Source organism: Erythrobacter sp. S249 (assembly GCF_057364975.1).
Map to the genome: position 1 here is coordinate 2,960,871 of NZ_CP200287.1, position 16,842 is coordinate 2,977,712.

Annotated in this window: 10 protein-coding genes and 1 pseudogene; 7 read left to right on the plus strand and 4 right to left on the minus strand. The window is 57.8% G+C overall.

Annotation, left to right across the window (positions count from 1 at the left end):
• Positions 1 to 297: 297 nt before the first annotated feature.
• Both AC0V6V_RS14000 and uxuA read left to right on the plus strand, forming a co-directional pair.
• Entirely contained in the window at positions 298 to 1,551 is a 1,254-nt protein-coding gene (locus AC0V6V_RS14000; RefSeq protein ID WP_486165928.1) for an Nramp family divalent metal transporter, read from the plus strand.
• A gap of 13 nt (positions 1,552 to 1,564) precedes the next feature.
• Positions 1,565 to 2,755, plus strand: a complete 1,191-nt coding sequence (gene uxuA, locus AC0V6V_RS14005; protein ID WP_486165929.1) for a mannonate dehydratase — start codon at positions 1,565 to 1,567, stop codon at positions 2,753 to 2,755.
• 201 nt (positions 2,756 to 2,956) lie between these two features.
• Here uxuA and AC0V6V_RS14010 read toward each other — a convergent pair whose 3' ends face one another.
• Entirely contained in the window at positions 2,957 to 6,016 is a 3,060-nt protein-coding gene (locus AC0V6V_RS14010) for a YadA-like family protein (protein WP_486165930.1), read from the minus strand.
• 441 nt (positions 6,017 to 6,457) lie between these two features.
• Positions 6,458 to 6,946: pseudogene (gene folE / locus AC0V6V_RS14015) on the minus strand (GTP cyclohydrolase I); the annotation flags it as partial.
• A gap of 432 nt (positions 6,947 to 7,378) precedes the next feature.
• Between folE and AC0V6V_RS14020 the strand changes: the two are divergent.
• Positions 7,379 to 8,341 carry an RICIN domain-containing protein gene (locus tag AC0V6V_RS14020; protein WP_486165931.1) on the plus strand — a complete coding sequence of 321 codons (963 nt, stop codon included), beginning with the start codon at positions 7,379 to 7,381 and terminating at the stop codon, positions 8,339 to 8,341.
• Positions 8,341 to 9,339, plus strand: a complete 999-nt coding sequence (locus AC0V6V_RS14025) for a hypothetical protein (RefSeq protein ID WP_486165932.1) — start codon at positions 8,341 to 8,343, stop codon at positions 9,337 to 9,339. Before AC0V6V_RS14020 ends, AC0V6V_RS14025 begins: the two co-directional genes overlap by 1 nt.
• Positions 9,340 to 9,385: 46 nt before the next feature.
• On the opposite strand, the gene AC0V6V_RS14030 is transcribed toward AC0V6V_RS14025, so the two are convergent.
• A complete protein-coding gene (locus tag AC0V6V_RS14030; protein ID WP_486165933.1) occupies positions 9,386 to 10,039 on the minus strand; it encodes a LuxR C-terminal-related transcriptional regulator in 654 nt (217 codons plus the stop codon).
• Between the two features lie 65 nt (positions 10,040 to 10,104).
• Between AC0V6V_RS14030 and AC0V6V_RS14035 the strand changes: the two genes are divergently transcribed.
• Both AC0V6V_RS14035 and AC0V6V_RS14040 read left to right on the plus strand, forming a co-directional pair.
• Positions 10,105 to 12,099: a sensor histidine kinase gene (locus AC0V6V_RS14035; RefSeq protein ID WP_486165934.1), complete on the plus strand. Its 1,995-nt coding sequence runs from the start codon at positions 10,105 to 10,107 to the stop codon at positions 12,097 to 12,099.
• 146 nt (positions 12,100 to 12,245) lie between these two features.
• Positions 12,246 to 14,153, plus strand: a complete 1,908-nt coding sequence (locus AC0V6V_RS14040) for a hypothetical protein (protein ID WP_486165935.1) — start codon at positions 12,246 to 12,248, stop codon at positions 14,151 to 14,153.
• Between the two features lie 118 nt (positions 14,154 to 14,271).
• Here the strand turns inward: AC0V6V_RS14040 and AC0V6V_RS14045 are convergent, their stop codons facing one another.
• Positions 14,272 to 16,176, minus strand: a complete 1,905-nt coding sequence (locus AC0V6V_RS14045) for a DEAD/DEAH box helicase (RefSeq protein ID WP_486165936.1) — start codon at positions 16,174 to 16,176, stop codon at positions 14,272 to 14,274.
• Positions 16,177 to 16,378: 202 nt separating this feature from the next.
• On the opposite strand from AC0V6V_RS14045, the gene AC0V6V_RS14050 reads away from it, so the two are divergent.
• Positions 16,379 to 16,801: a YidH family protein gene (locus AC0V6V_RS14050; protein ID WP_486166110.1), complete on the plus strand. Its 423-nt coding sequence runs from the start codon at positions 16,379 to 16,381 to the stop codon at positions 16,799 to 16,801.
• The last annotated feature ends 41 nt before the right edge of the window (positions 16,802 to 16,842 follow it).

Sequence of the window (16,842 nt, forward strand, 5' to 3'; positions counted from 1 at the left end):
ACTGTCACGGGGTGATGGTTCGTAGCGGGCCGATAGATGTGCCTTGGTATCTTAGGAAAATTCCCGAATCCGGTCATCGACTGACACTCGATTAGAGGTATGCGGACTGATCTTGAATGAATATTGCGAAGAAGCTCAAAGGCCCGGCGATGCCTCCTTTGGAGGCTTCACGTAAAAGCCTATTTGACCTGTAGATGCGGCAAGGTCTGATGGACAGTTAACCCATCAATCTTTACCCTGACTGGAAAGAGCTAGGGAAGAGGAGTGGGCACGAATGGGGACTCGTGAGGCAATGCCATGACAGAGGTAGGAAAGGCGACCAGCTGGAGATCCAAGCTGGCTCTGTTCCTGCCGGGAATATTCCTGATCGGCTTTAACATTGGCACCGGCAGCGTCACCACCATGGCTTCTGCAGGAGCCAATTACGGCATGGCGCTCTTGTGGACGGTGCTCATTTCCTGCGCCGCAACCTTTTTGATGGTTGCGACCTATGGCCGCTACACGCTGGTGACCGGCGAAACCGCGCTTGAGGCGTTTCGCAAACATATCCATCCGGCTGTGGGCCTGTTCTTTATCGCTGCCCTCGGCATTGGCGTTTTTGCAAGCCTGATGGGCGTTATGGGCATCGTTGCTGAGATCGCCTACGAATGGTCCAAGACTTTCATTCCGGGCGGGATTAAGCCGCTTTATTGCGCCGCGTTTTTCTGCGCGATTGCCTATTATATCTTTTGGGGCGGCCACACTCAGATTTTCGAGCGCATTCTCGCTGTGGTCGTCGCCATTATGGGCGTCTGCTTTGTACTCAATTTCTTTATTCTGATGCCGCCCGTTTCGGATATGGCCGCAGGGTTGGTGCCTTCTGTGCCCGATGTCGGGTCAAGCGAAGCCGGGCCCTTGCTGCTGATAGCCTCAATGGTCGGCACCACCATTTTTTCTGGCCTGTTCATCATGCGCACCACCCTAGTGAAGGAAGCCGGTTGGACCATTGCCCAAGACCAGCAACAGCGCCGTGACGCGGCATTCGCGGCGGTAATGATGTTCATCATCAGCGCATCGATCATGGCGGCCGCCGCGGGCAGCCTGTTCGCAGAAGGCATTCCGCTCGAAAAAGCGTCGCAAATGATCGGCTTGCTTGAACCACTTGCGGGACCATTGGCCGTTTCCATCTTTGCCATTGGCATCATTGCGGCGGGGGTCTCTTCGCAGTTTCCCAACCTCATTCTAATCCCGTGGCTGCTGTGCGATTACCGCAGCACGCCGCGCGATATGACGCTTTGGCAGTACCGATTGTTCGTCGGGATCATCTCTTTGCTGGGGCTTGTCGTGCCGCTTTTCGATGCGAGGCCGGTTTTGGTCCTGATCCTGAGCCAGGCCTTCAACGTTGTGCTGCTTCCGGTCACGGTTGCTTGCATTATGTATCTGGGTAATCGCGCTGATTTGATGGGCGAATATCGCCATTCATGGCTGACGAATTCAGGGCTCGGGGCGATATTTCTGTTCTCGCTCGTCACTGGCTATATGGGCTTTCAAGGCCTGATGGGCATGATTTAACGGAGCGACGATTATGCGCGAATCCTGGCGTTGGTTTGGGCCAAACGATCCGGTCAGTCTGGAAGAGATCCGCCAAACGGGCGCGACGGATATCGTCAGCGCCTTGCACGATATTCCGATTGGCCAGCCTTGGCCGCGCCAGCAGATTGCGGGCCACCGTGCAATGATTGAAGAAGGCAATGTGCCGGGCTCAACTCTGCATTGGACCGTAGTTGAAAGCATTCCGGTGCACGAGGATATTAAGCTCGGCGCAGCAGGGCACGAGGCCTATGTTCAGGCTTGGATCGAAAGCATGGAAAACCTCGCGGCAGAGGGGATCAAGACCATCTGCTACAACTTCATGCCTGTGATTGATTGGACAAGAACGGATTTGCGCCACCGCCTGCCAAACGGGGCGTATGCGCTCAAATTTGATCAAGATCGCTTTGCAGCGTTTGATCTCTTCATTCTGAAGCGCGAGGCCGCTGATGCGGATTATGACGAGCCGGAGTTGGCGCGCGCAAAGGCCGCATTTGATGCGATGTCGCAGGAAGAGGTTGATAGTCTCACCAAGACGATCATCGCTGGGCTTCCGGGCAAGATGACCGATGCCTATTCACTTGATGATTTTCGCGCCATCCTGGCGAGGTATGATGGGATGGATCACGACCAATTGCGCGCAAACCTTGTCGGCTTTCTGGAGCGCGTCCTGCCGTCCGCAGAAAAGCTGGACGTAAAGCTCGCCATCCATCCTGATGATCCGCCATGGGATATGTTTGGATTGCCGCGCGTGATTTGCACGCCGGCTGATCTGGACAAGCTGTTTGCGGCGGCTCCAAGCCCGTCAAACGGCATTACCTTATGCGTTGGCACCTACGGCAGCAGGCCCGATAATGATTTGCCGCAAATGGCGCGCGATTACCGGGACCGCATTCATTTTGCGCATTTGCGCGGTGTCTCGCGCAATTCAGAAGAACCGCGAACATTTATCGAAGCAAGCCATCTGGATAGCGATATCGATATGCTGAGCGTCATTCGCAATCTGCTTGCAAATGAGCGCGCGACGGGACGCGAAATTTTCATCCGGCCCGATCACGGCCATTTGATGATGGGGGATGTCTCCAAGACCACCAATCCAGGGTATTCGGCAATTGGCCGGATGAAAGGCTTGGCGGAAATCCGCGGGGTAATCCGCGCGCTGACGGCCAATGCTGTGCCGGGCTGATCCTTCGAAATGGGTCTTGCGCGGACATTTGGCTTGAGCAACTAACTGGCTCGGCTGCTAATTTCGAGTGGGCTACTGTCGATCATCTCGTTCGATCTCTCCCGCTATGGCAGCCGTTCGGCTCTGAACCTAACTCCTGAGGTAAGAAAGTGCCTGCTTGGGGGCAGAAGGATATTGCTTCTCCCCCAAGCAGGCTCGCGATCAAAACCCGAACGCGACGCCGACGCGTCCGCCTGTGGTGTTTCGCGCAGTTGAACCAGTCACACCGCCAGAAACATACACTTTGTTCGCAACGCGCGCAGTGATCGCACCTGCAAAGCCCTGCTCTCCTTGAAAGGTGGACGCGTTGAGGCTGACCGAGACATTGCTATCCGGCACAATCATCGTCCCGCCAAACGCCATCGCCGCTGCGATCCCGCCGCTTGCGCGCTGGTCGAGGTCTTGCAGGCGGAAATCCAGATCCTGCACCCTGCCCGACAGCGCATCGAACTGCGCGGTCGAGACTTGGGCGACAGCATTGAGCGCCACCCGCACATTGTCGACCGAGGCGGCGGTGGCCACGCTTTGACGGCCCAGTGTGCCGTTCGCATCCACCGTCACCGCATCAACCGGGCCCACCTGAGCCGCCGTGCTGGCGTCGATATCGCCGATCCGCACGGATGATCCGTCTCCTCCGAGCGCCACTTGGTTGGCTGCCGTGGAGGCTGCCTGAAAACCAACCGCAGTCGAGTTCACATGCGTAACGCTCGCCTCACGGCCCACAGCTGTACCAAATTGCGCGGTGACCTCGCTTGAGCTGCCCACCGCTGTGCCAGCGCTGCCGCTGACGTTTGCTTGAAAGCCCACCGCAGCCGCTGAGTTGGCTGTGTCAGTAATATTGACGCCTGCACCGATGCCGGTTGAGAAAGCGCCTTCAACCCGCGCTGAGTTGCCAATTGCGGTCGCATTAAGCGCGCGGGCTTGAGACCCCGTCCCAAAGGCCGATGTGCCATTTGAGGTTGCCACAGAACGCGCGCCCACAGCCGTTGCCAACGCGCCATTGGTCCGCGCCCTTGCGCCAAACACTGACGCCTCCTGACCAATCGCAATCGTAGCTGACCCAACAGCACTCGCATCCTGACTGCTCGCCACCGCGTCCGCGCCAAGGGCGATGGCTTGCTCACCGGTAGCCTGCGCGCCGAGAACATCACCATCAACGCTATCACTGCCGATGGCAATAGAGTCTACGCCGCCAGCAACACTGCTGATCCCAAGTGCGATCGCCCTATCTCCCTGAGCCTGAGCACCGGTGCCAAGCTCGCCTGAGCCTCCGGCACCAAGGGCGATTGAGCCGTTTCCCGATGCCTGCGCTTCTGCGCCTAGGGCTGTCGATGCGAACCCAGACGCAATGGCAGTAACACCAAAAGCTGATGCATTAGCGCTGGTTGAATTTGCGCCCACGCCAAAGGATGATGTGTTATCGGAACCAGCCACGGCATTCACCCCAACTGCGGTTGACGCCTCTCCGGTTGCAAAAGATGATTGGCCAACAGCAGTCGCGAACGAACCGGTAGCGTTGGAAAAAAATCCCACGGCAGTGGAGGCATTGCCAGTGGCATCGGAATCGGCACCCAGCGCAGTTCCGCTGCCCATTGATACAGCGCCCATGCCAAGCGCGGTGCCTATATCTGATGTTGCTCTTGAGTCTTCGCCAATTGCGGTGCCTTCAGCTGATGATGCATTTGGGCCTAGCGCAACCCCCGCACCTTTCGAACTTGCGCCCGATCCGATAGCGAGGCCGTCTCCTGTGGAACTTGTGCCCGATCCAATAGCGATGCCGTTGAGTCCTTCTGCCCTAGCTAAAACGCCGATTGCTGTTGAGTTGGAACCTTCAGCTTTACTGAGAATTCCAATTGCGATCGTTTGGACGTTCGATGCCGATGCAGAAGATCCCAAGGCGACGCTATCGTTTCCACCTGCGGATGCGTCCGCTCCAACACTGGTCGCCCTTTCACCCTGTGCACTCGCTCTAAACCCCAAAGCAGTCGCGGACAAGTCAGACGCAATGGCATCCGCGCCGATAGCGACTGCTTGCTCACCGGTGGCCTGCGCGCCAATTGAGTCGCCATCAACGACATCCCCGCCAATCGCAATCGCGCTTGTGCCAAGAGCGTCGCTTTCAAAGCCAATCGCGATGCCGTCGAATCCCACTGCCCTTGCTGAAACGCCGATTGCGGTTGAGTTGAAACCTTCAGCTTTACTGAGAATTCCAATTGCGATCGTTTGGACGTTCGATGCCGATGCCGCGTTACCCAAGGCAATACTACTGTCTCCACCTGCGGATGCGTCCGTTCCAATACTGGTTGCCTGTACGCCCTGTGCACTCGCCCTAAACCCCAAAGCAGCCGCGGACAATCCAGACGCAATGGCATCCGCACCGATAGCGACTGCTTGCTCACCGGTCGCCTGCGCGCCAATTGAGTCGCCATCAACGCCATCCCCGCCAATCGCAATCGCGCCTGCAACAGTGGCGTCGCTTTCAAAGCCAATCGCGATAGCGTTGGTGAGCTGCGCATTTGCACTGAGGCCGATTGCGATCGATTCAGACCCTGCCTCCGCAAAGGCACCGATTGCGGTTGCGTTGTTCCCAAGTGATTCTGCGCTCGCGCCCACGGCAATTGCGTTGACATGAACAGCTTCCGCATCGAAACCGACGGCAATGGCTTGCGTCTCCGATGCATCTGCATTGCCAATGGCAATTGCGTTATTAGCGCCAGCATCAGAACCGGCCCCAACGGCAGTTGCAGTTGCCCCATCTGCTAAAGAATTAAATCCGATAGCGGTTGCATTGTTGGCGGCGGCATTTGCGCCAACACCAAATGCCGATGCTCCATTGCCTACAGCCCTCGTAATGTTATTTGCACCATGGCTGTCGGCATCGCCTCCCACGGCCACTGCACCGACTCCGTCAGCAAGCACATCTTTGCCTATCGCCAGAGCACCTGGGCCTAGCGCATCCGCGCTAATGCCAAAGGCTGTGGCCCCGTCGCCAGCTGTGTTTTCCGGATCAACTACAGAAGAATTGCCGCATGCCAACGACTGCCCGTTTGTGGTAGAATTGTCCGAAGCACCGGCGGTGCCATCTGATTCGGTTCCTGTATTGGCGACCCCATCACCATTGATGTCGAGCAGGCAGGTTTCCGCCTGTGCGGTTTGCGGCATGGTCATAATCCCCATCGCCACCGCAGTGGTCGCCGTGGCGGTCAAAAGTAACGTACGCATTTGTATTTCCCCTTTTTTACCCAAAAAATTCTGGCGCAGGCTTAGGGGAGCGCTTGCCTGCCGTATATACCGCGATCGCGGTATGGTGATTGCGCGGCAATTGCTTGGCGAGATTAGAGCTGATCCAGCACAACCTGCGTTGCCGGTGGCATCGCCCCTGTCAGAACGCGAGTTTGAAGGGCTTAACCCGCTCGCGCGCGGATTTTCCTACCACAGCGGCTTGCGCTAGTCCGAACGAGGCTCTTTCCCATCGTCAGTGTCAGTCATTACCAGCTGCGTCTTTGCGCTGCCGAGCCGCATTGTTGCGCGTGCAAATTCCAAAAGTCACAACGTCACGTTGCATTTTGCGTGCAAGCCGCTGGAAATTGGCACTTTTGCGCAAAAGTCACGGAATTGAAAAACGCAAATGCGTTCCAGTGCGGCTCGCCGCACTGCTAAAGCCTAGCCATAGCCCATCAGAGCCATGACTTCCTTGCGGCTGCGGTGATCCTCTAGGAAACAGCCCAAGAGCCGCGAGGTGATCATGCCAACGCCCGGTGTGCGCACACCGCGCCCGGTCATGCAGCCATGCTGCGCCTCGATCACGACGGCAACGCCTTGCGGCTCCAGATTGTCCCAGATGCAGGCCGCGACCTCTGCCGTTAGCCGTTCCTGGATCTGCAATCGGCGGGCATAGCCATGCAGCACGCGGGCGAGCTTTGAGATGCCAACGACCTTCTTATTGGGGAGATACGCAATCGCCGCCTTGCCGGTGATCGGCGCCATGTGGTGCTCGCAGTGCGATTGGAATGGAATGTCCTTCAGCATGACGATCTCGTCATAGCCGCCGACTTCCTCAAATACCCGGCTCATGTGAATAGCGGGGTCTTCCTTATAGCCCTGGCAATATTCAAGCCATGCGCGCCCCACCCGCTTTGACGACGAGGGCAAGGCTGGGCAGAGGAATGGCAATCTGCTACTGCTATTGCACAAATGCACTCCATGATTTCGATGGTAATGCTGGCGTTCGCTCTAAAACCGTTTGTAGCAATGCCGCGCTCCCAAACTTTCCGATCAACACTTAAGGCGAACAATAAGCGGATATCACAGCTGACAACGGCGGGCCGCTTTTGAGCTTCTTCCAATGCGAGGGACATGTCAGCTCAGATTACTCGAGCTTTGGCGGCAAATTCGTTGTGAAACTAAAGCTCTGGAATGTGAGCTTGGCTGGCCTGAAAATTGCGTACCGGCCAGGTACTGAATGAAGCAAAGAGCTGAAAACGACTAAGCTATCTTCACTCGTGCACCAAATTGGGGGATGCACCTCATTCGCATCGCTGGCGATCTGTTGCACAAAGGTTGCCATATTGAGGGGCAACAGCAGTGCTAAATAGAACTATCAATCTGAACAAACAGGCCCAGCTGCGCCTTTGGCTGTGGGCGATTTTGGCGGCGATTGGCATCGCGATCGCAGCTCCCGCTGCGCAGGCGCAAGACAACCGGCCGCGCGCGGCGCTGAGAGATTATACGCAGGTTGCGCCCGGTGAACCGCTGCCGATTGATGGTGTCTGGCGGCTGCGCGAACTGGGCAAGCAGGTCATCATTGAGAACGGCGTTGTTATCGCGATGGAGGAATGGACCCACCTGTTCATTTGGGTGGTTGAGCCTGGCATGGTCACCTCTTCACGCTTGCGCCAAACCGACCGCCAGAAGATGGTCGCCTATGATGAATTGCTGCAGCGAGAGATGGAATGGACACTTCGCGAAGACGGCACTTTGTTTGCCTCGGGCGGTAATGGGCTATTTGATCCGAAATTCACGCTGGCGCCGGTTGAGCTCTCCTATCCCGGGGCATTTGAAGCGATGCGGATCGGCGAAGAGATTGTCCTCACTGAAGATGGCTTTGCCGGGCGGAGCCGCCCCGATCCGATGGAACTGCCGCCAGAGATGACCAGCCCGATCCAAAGCGGCGACGGCATGTGCCTTGATCTGCATGGCCCGGACGTTGGCCAGCAAGGTGGTAGACTGCAGGTGTGGGAATGCCTTGGCGGTGCCAATCAGAACTTCATTTATCTTGAAGATGACGGCCTGATCGTGACGGCCAGCGGGATGTGCCTCGAGGCTGTCGGGCCAGACAATGGCGCGCCTGTACGGGCCTTCGGTTGCGACGGGAACCCGGCGCAAATCTGGTCTGCAAGGAGCGTTGGAGCGCCGGGCGCGGTGAGTTTTGTGAATGAGAACACAGGGCGCTGTCTCGATGCCCATGGGCCGGACTCAGAAACCAATGGCGGCAGAATTCAACTGTGGGATTGCCTTGCCGGTAAAAACCAAAGCTGGAGCCAGTGATGCGCAGCCTTGGAGTATTTATAGCATTGGGGCTTGCGCTTGGAGGTCTGGCCTCAAGCCCTGCGCTTGCTGGGCCAAAGCATCGCCCGATTGAGCTGGTGCGCTGTCACACGCCGCTTGGTTCCGCTGCTATTATCGAGGGAGAGGCGCGCAGCTGGGTCGACAAGAACCTCGGCAGCCCAAAGGCTATGATAGAGGCCTTGGTTGTGCAGTCGGGTTGCTTCACGATCTATGATCCCAGCACCGGGGAGCCTGCGCAGTTCATGCTGAATGTGGTGGCCGGCGACAAGGTGGAAGTCGCGACAGCCACCAATCTCAACAATGCGGGCGTCGCGAATGCGGCCGCTCTGGCGCAGAACAGTGGTTATCGCAGCGGGATGGGCACGGCTGGCGATATCGCTGGCATGGTCCCTCTGGCCGGGGCGGTAGTCAATGGGCTGGCTGGCATGGTTGGGATTGGCAAAAAGAATACGGTGATCACCGGTCTCGCGCTGGTCGATACCGCGCAAAATGCCGCGATCGCATCGGGCACCGGTCTAGTTCAGAAAACCAAACTCAAATTCCATGACGGCGATGACGATGCCATGGCTCGGTCACCGGAGGGTTTTTGGATGCTGGCGGTCGAAGAAGCGGTGGAAGGTAGCCGCTACACCAAGAAAGAGGACGGGCGCGAGATGATCCAAGGGTTCGTCATCGCCTACAACAATATGGTTGCACAGGCGCAAGCTTTGGGCGTGGGACAAACGGCTAGCGATGCGGAGCTTGCCGACGCTCAGGCGGTTGCAGATCCCGAGCCAGTTGAACCTGCTGGGCCGCCACCCGTGGTCGTTGCCGCTGCATCGTTCCTGTATCTGGAGCCGACCCGCGAAGCGGAGACCGTGCGGAGCATCCGGCCCGGCATGGAGCTTACGCCGATCGGTGATTTGCATGGCATCTTCCTGCCGGTCAGTGATGCCTATGGCGTGTTGGGCTGGGTCAGTGTTGAAGACCTGCGCTAACAAGGCCGAGGTCGCCGAGAAAGCGATTGATGCCCGATGTGCCTCTTTAAGTAGAGCTCGCCTCAACCAAGCCTTCGCGCAGTGCATAGGCAATCAATTCAGCCGCCGAGCGCGCCTCAGCCTTGCGCATTACACTGGTCCGGTGCCGGTCGACCGTCTTGATGCTGATACCCAAGGTCTCGCCGATTTCGCGGTTGGTTTGCCCGCTAACGACGAGGTTCAAAACCTGCCGCTCTCGGCTGGTCAGAGGTTCGATGTCCGCCGCGTTTTCAAGCATTTCAGTAAAGCGCCGGCAGACCACCCGGCCGCCCTCCATAATGCGCGGGATCGCAGCGGTGAGTTCGTCCAGATCATCGCTTTTGCAAAAGAGCCCGTCTGCGCCAACTTCGACCAGCTCAGCGATCTTGCCGCTTGCCTCGACACCGGTGAAAACAATTACCTTGCAATCCGGCAGCCAGCGGCGGGCTTCGATCAACACCTCTGTGCCGCCCGCATGGGGCATGGTAACATCCAGCATCAGCAAATCGGGCTGATGTTTTCGGATCGCGCCAATCGCACGAATGCCGTCGCAAACTTGGTCACAAACTGCGAAGCTGTAGCCTTCCAGTGCGTCAGCATTGCTCAGCAATTGGGCCAAGGCCCCGCGAATGATGCTGTGGTCGTCAGCGATCACAGCTTTGAATTCCCGGCCAAATGTCATGGAGCCCCCCGGACCATCACGATCTCCCCCTGCTGCTCACCAGCAAATTGTGTATAGCACAAAAGATGGGTGAGGGGGTAAATCTTTGGGTCGGGCGCGCATGGACATTTGGTCTGTTTGCTGCTGTCGTTTGTGCGGCCTTGGGGTTCGCTGCGATGGCGGCTCCTGCTGCAAATGGGCAAGAAGTCTCAGCGGGCGAAGCCAGTTCCGTGCTGCTGAAGCGGGGCGAACCTGCCGAGCAAGTAGAAGGCAGTGCTTGGTATTTCGTAACGCAAGAGGGTGAAGAGCTCACCAGCCAGCAAGCCTTGACCAAGTTTAGAAGCGGCGGTTTTTCGCGCGGTTACCAATCAACGCAGTCCGAGATTCTGGACGAGCGCCGGCTGTGGATTGCATTGCCGATCAAGGCGGCCGCGGACAATGAAACGAGCATCCGCCGCAGCGTTGGCCTGGGCGGTGTGTTCTATGTCAGGCCCGATGTCTATTTGGTGCAAGGTGGTGCCGCACCGGTTCAGATCCTCGGCGGTGACGCCACCAACAATGCGGAACTGTTAGCGCGCAAGCTCACCTACGTGCACTCCTCCAGCTTCATGCTTGATCCCGGCGAACAGGCGACAGTGCTGGTCAATCTGGCTTCGGTCGACAGGCCATCGATTGGCCTGTTTCGTGAAGGAGAATTGGGCCGCAACCAGATCATCGGCACGATGCTGAAGGCAATCGTATTCCTTTCGTTCATAGGGGTCGGGGTTTGTCTGGTAGTGCTGGGCGTTTTGGCGAACCGGAAGATCACTGCATTGCTCGGGATCGGTTTGACGCTTGCTGCGATCCAAGCAGATGTCTCGCTGTTCGTGACGATCCTTAGCCCCGATTTTGAGACTGCCCGTGCAGCCTGGCGGGCCTGCATTGCGATTGTCTCATTGAGCAATCTTTACATCGTGCTGTTCGCGTTCAGGGGGCGATATGATCGCTTTTCAAACCCTGCGGCGCGTCTGATCATATGGCTGTTGCCGCTAGCCATCGTGGCTGGCCTGTTACACCTCAAATATGACGCCTATCTACTGGTGCTGTATTATGGTGTGCTCTTGGCACTTGTGGCCGTGGTCGTCTTCCGGTTGGAAATGGCCAAGACGCTGCGGCAGATCGTGGTTGGCATTATTGGACTTAGTCCGGTTGTTTTGATTGCCGTTGAGCCGGATCTCGTCGGAACGATCATTCCCGAACTCTCCGTGGGCTTCGTCCGCGATATGGTGCGTCTGGTTGTCGCGGCGACTCTCTTGGTGTTCGTTATCGTAGATATTCGCCGGAGCTTGGAAGAGCGCGACCGGCTGAGGCTGGAACGTATTTCGGCCCTCGAAGCGAACGCGCAAACCAATCGCCGGTTGCTGGAGACCGAAAGAGAGTATTCGCGTGCACGAGAAACGGCTGTCCGCCGCAAGCAGCAACTGGCCTCTGCCAGCCACGACATTCGCCAGCCCTTGGTCGGGTTGAGGGCCTCCATCCGTGAAGAGGCGGATAACTTGTCTCCCGTTCTGCAAGAGCGTCTGAGCGAGGCGGTAGACTATCTCGAAGAGCTAACCCGCGAATACAGCGATCAGGAGGGGGCAGAACAGGCTGTGTCCCGCGCGGAGAACGAAGTGTATTCGCTACAGCTGATCGTGCAAACCGTCGAAGATATGTTTGCTCAGGAAGCCGCGAACCTTGGGGTTGTTCTCAAAATTCAGACTGAGCCATGCGAAACGTCGGTGCCAGCTTTGGCTCTTATTCGCTCTGTCAGCAATCTGGTCGCCAATGCTCTGCGCCATGCCAGTCCCAGTGAAGTGCGCGTCAGCATCCGGCATGAAGACACGTGCCTCATCGAAGTGCGTGATGATGGCAAGGGTATGGATGCGCAGGCTCTTAGCAAGGCTCAGCAGCGCGGAGGCAAGGACGAAGCCTCGAGTGGCGACGGTCTGGGACTTGCGATCGTCCACGATCTGGCAACACGGCATGGATTTTCTTTCAAGCTAACCTCTCGGCCGGGCGAGGGGACTGTTGCAGCGATCAAATTGCCTTCCGCAAGCTAGCGTTCGCGCTACGGTTAGTGCCGCAATTCTGAGGCTCCGCAACAATTGGGGTGTTCACCTCATTCTAGACAGCCAGACCTTTCCCTAAACAGGATCCAGACAAACCCGGTGGGTCGGGTAAGCGGACAGATTTGGGGAATGAGACAATGCGGTTTTCAAAGATCACAAAGGGTTTGAGCGTTTCGGCTTTGGCCGCTGCGATGGTGGCAACGCCGGTGTTGGCGCAGGAAGAGACGGATACTCCAGCGGCGCAATCGACCGCCGATATGGACATCGCGCTGGACGGCGAATTGTCTGATGATGAGAAAACCCTGCTTGTCGCAGGCGGGATTGGAGCGGTTGCCAGGCAGATCGTCAACCCGAGCAAAGGTGCTGCCGATATCGCCAAGAAAATTGGTGAAGCGCAGCGCAGCGGCGGACCAGCAGCTAAGGTTCGTCAGTTGCCGACCTCCACCAATATCGCTGGCCAGAACCTGCGCCAGACAGCGACTTCAAAGCGGCCTACTAGCCTGCGTGATTTGAAGGAGCGCGGTGAGGCGGCCAAGGCCGCTCGGGCAAACCGGATTGCTGGCAGCGCGGACGAACTGGCGGAGATGGAGCGCCGCGGCACCGCAGCGCAAAACGCACGCAAGAAACCGGCGACCACAGCTCGGTCGGTAAATGCGCGGCCTGCCAATATCGCAAATTCCGACCTTGGCCGAGTTATCGAAAAGGGCGAAGCTGCACAGAACGCGCGCCGCGCGCCGAACAGCAGAACTGCTGGCGACGTTCTAAAGGCGCGTGATGCGGCGGAAGGCCCGCGCAATATCCGCAAGATCGATGCGCCAGCGAGCAATCGCGCGGCCATCGGCAAGGGCTCTCAGCTTGATGATTTGGTGGCTCGCGGGAACAAAGCCCGCAGCTCTCGTGAGGCGATCAAGGCCAGCGGCCAAGCCGTGCGCGGGGAGCAGGCTCTGGGCCGCAAGCTGCTTGGCAAAGGTGCCGATGTGCCCAATCTGCTCGCCAAAGGCGATGCGGCGCAAGCCGTGCGTAAGGCAGCCCCCATCAATGAAGCGCAATTGATGCGCGGTATTGCTGATAAGGGCGGCGACATCACCAAACTGAACAACGCGGGACGGACCGCTCAGGCGGCACGCGGCGCGGGCGGTCTTAAGGCCGCCAAAACCGGCACTCAGGCGGCGAAAGCGGCGCAAACGAGCGCAAAGGCTGCGAAGGCAGCCAAGATGGCGAAAACAGGCGCAACCGTTGGCAAAGCGGGCAAAGGCGCGCGTGCAGTCGTTGCAGGCTCCGGCGTAGGCTTGGCCGTTCTGGCCGCAGAGGCGGCGGGCAAGGAGAGCGTCAAAGCGCTGACCGGTGCGGAAATCCAGGATCCGCTAACCACTGGCTTTCAATATGGCGCAGCTATCTTCGACAAAGACGTTTCCATGAAGGACGTCTGGGAGCAGCGGCGCGAACATCACAAGGAAAATTGGACCAACGTCAAAGCGACTTTCACTGAGAAAGGGCGCCTAAAGCAGAACCTGCAAAATTACGGCGCAGAAAAGCGCGAGCAATTTGCCAGAGGGGTCCAGAAAACGGCCGAGTTTGGCCAAAAGGTTGACGCGTTTGATCGCAACGCTCGCAGTGCCATTGAGGGCGAAACAGGCGTGAAACTGGAGCGTCGCACTGATGTCGCCGCGCGCTATGGCGCTGCGCTTCAAGGCGACAAGAAGCTCAAAGCCTTTGGCGAGGTCGCTAAGAGCCGCGCTCAGCATCATCTCAGCAATGCGAAGGCTGCCACGAATTACGCAACTGAGAAAGTTCGTGAGGCAGGGGCGCAAAATCGGGCCGCTGTCGGCCAGGCAACCGGCGCGGACTTGCGGAGCGTGCGGGAGACCACAAACCGCTATGCCGACGCGGCTAAGAGCGACAAGCCTGTTGAGGCCGTAGTCTCCGTCGCGGCTGATCGCGCCAAGCACCACACCGAGAATGCCAAGAAAGTGACTGGTAAGGTTCTGTGCAATGTGGGCAACATCTTCCGCAAGAAGGACAAAGATAAGAAATGCAAGAAGTAGGATGACCTAGCTTGCATATGGCAAAAGAAAGGCTGCGCCGGATTTCCCGAGCGCAGCCTTCTTGCGTTTAGGCCATCACGGCCCGGCGTGTTCAGTGGCAATAGGCCGCGTCTGCGGCCTATTTTGAGTGCTTTTGTTTTTTAAACGGCTTTCCAGGCCCATTTGAGCCATTCTCGTACTTCTTTGCCTTCCGAGGCCCTTTTGCTGCTCCAGCGCCCTCATTTCGAGGCTTTTTCTCGAAGCTCTCGCTTTTTCGGTCATCGCTGCCTTTGCGGTATTTCTTGGGCTTGCCTTTATTCTTATCTTTGCCGCCATGGGCGGGCTTCGCCTTCACGCGAGGCCCTCGATCGCCGTCGCGCGGGCCAGCATGCGATTTGCGATTGCGCCGGGCGGTGTCACGCGGGCCGTGGTCCGACGCTTCGATTAGGATGTTGTCCTGTTCGTCGCCATTGTCGCTGACAGAGCCAGCGCTGCGCGCCACAGCGGAGGCGAACTTGTCGGCAATGGCGCGAGGGATTTGAAAGAAAGTCTCGCTTTGACCAATACGGATCGCTCCGATTTCGTTGCGCGTCACGTGTCCGCGGCGGCAGATCAGCGGCATGACCCAGCGCGGGCCAGCGTTTTGCCGGCGGCCGATATTCATGCGGAACCAGACGGTGTCCTCGAAGCCCGGGCGATGCGTATCCTTCTGCGCTGCGCGGTGGGCCTCTGGGGTGTTTTCGATCAAATCTTCGGGTTCAGGCAGCTTTGAACGGTGCGCTTGCACCAGCATGGCTGCGATCTCTTCGGGTGTGCGCTCGGCCAGGAGTTTGCTAGCAAGCTCCTGATTGGCTTCATCCATTTCAATGGGTTGCAGCAATTTCTCCAGCAGACGCTCATGATCTTTCGCTCGGATCGCCTCCGGGCGAGGAGCGTCGGTCCAATCAGCCTCAATTTTGGCCGATTTCAGCATAGAATCGACCCTGCGACGGCGAGAAAACGGCACGATGAGCACTGCCGTGCCCTTCTTCCCGGCGCGCCCTGTGCGGCCAGAACGGTGCTGTAGCGCCTGCGCGTCGCGCGGAATTTCGACGTGGACGACTAGGCTGAGAGTGGGAAGATCGATGCCGCGCGCGGCCACATCTGTGGCCACGCAAACCCGTGCGCGTTTGTCGCGCAGGGCTTGTAGCGCTTGATTGCGTTCTTGCTGCGAATGCTCTCCGGAAAGGGCGACAACGGCAAATCCGCGTTCTTGCAAGGTGGCATGCAAATGCCGAACCTTGTCCCGCGTCGCGCAGAATAGGATCGCAGTTTCCGCCTCGTGATAGCGGAGCAAGTTGACTACTGAGTTTTCAATTTCAGTCGGGGAGACGGTGATCGCCTGATACTCAATATCGCCATGGCCGCGTTGCTGACTGATGGTGGCAATTCGCAGGGAATTGATCTGATAACGCCGCGCCAAAGCTTCAATTGGGCGGGGCATTGTCGCTGAGAAAAGAAGAGTGCGACGCGATGTTGGCGTTGCATCGAGGATACTTTCGAGTTCCTCACGAAAGCCCATGTCGAGCATTTCGTCGGCTTCATCGAGGACGATAGTAGCCAGTGCGGACAGGTCGAGCGCGCCGCGTTCCAGATGATCGCGAAGGCGGCCGGGTGTGCCGACAACGATGGTTGCGCCAGCGCGCAAAGCGCGGCGTTCCTGCGACGGGTTCATACCGCCAACGCAGGTGGCGATACGCGCGCCAGCCTTGCTGTAGAGCCAGCCAAGCTCGCGGCTTACCTGCAGCGCAAGCTCTCTCGTCGGTGCAATAACGAGCGCCAAAGGTGAGGGCGCGCTGCGCAAGTTACCACTTTCGTCGAGCAGTTCGCCTGCCATTGCGAGGCCGAACGCGACTGTTTTACCAGAGCCAGTTTGTGCGGAGACGACCAGATCACGGCCTAGTGCATCCGCCTTTAGCACTGCCTCTTGGACAGGGGTTGGGGCATCGTAATTGCGTTCGGAGAGGGCCGCCTGAAGGCAGGCTGGAAGGCTTGGAAAACTCATGAATTGATCTCAAATGCAAGTGCGCGCGGAGGCGCGCGCAGCGGCCCAGATTGGCCGGTTAAATGGGGATTGTGGGTAATGGGCGCACGGCGCCCGCAATCTGTTGGGGGTGCCCATACGCGCCTTCTCGGCATTTGGCTTGTGAAAACTTCGGTTTCTGCAGGAAGCTCGGTTAGCGTGGCAGAAAAGTGTCGCCTGCTTGGTGACGCTCTACTATGCCTTGGCAATGGCAGAACAATCGAACAATCAAATGGCTGAGGAGCGCACAGACCTCGCCGAAGACCGAACAGACTGGGCCGAGGATCGCACCCTGATGGCCAATGAGCGGACGTTCGCTGGATGGATGAGGACGGGGCTTGCTTCGGTCGGAATTGGACTTGGTTTCAATGCATTGTTTGGGAAACTTGAACCAATTTGGCTTCCTAAGGCAATCGCGACACTGTTTATCGCGGTCGGATTATTTATCTTCTGGGTTGCTGAACGGAAGGGCTGCTCAGTTCAGTCCAGGTTGAAAGCGCACAAGTCAGAGCCGATTGAGCGAATGAGCATGAAGTTGGTTGCAGGTGGGATGGGGCTAGGCAGTGTTGCGTTGGCAGCAAGCATCTGGATCTTGAAATTCGAATAAGCTTATAAATTCAGCTACATAAATCCTATTTATAAAATCTT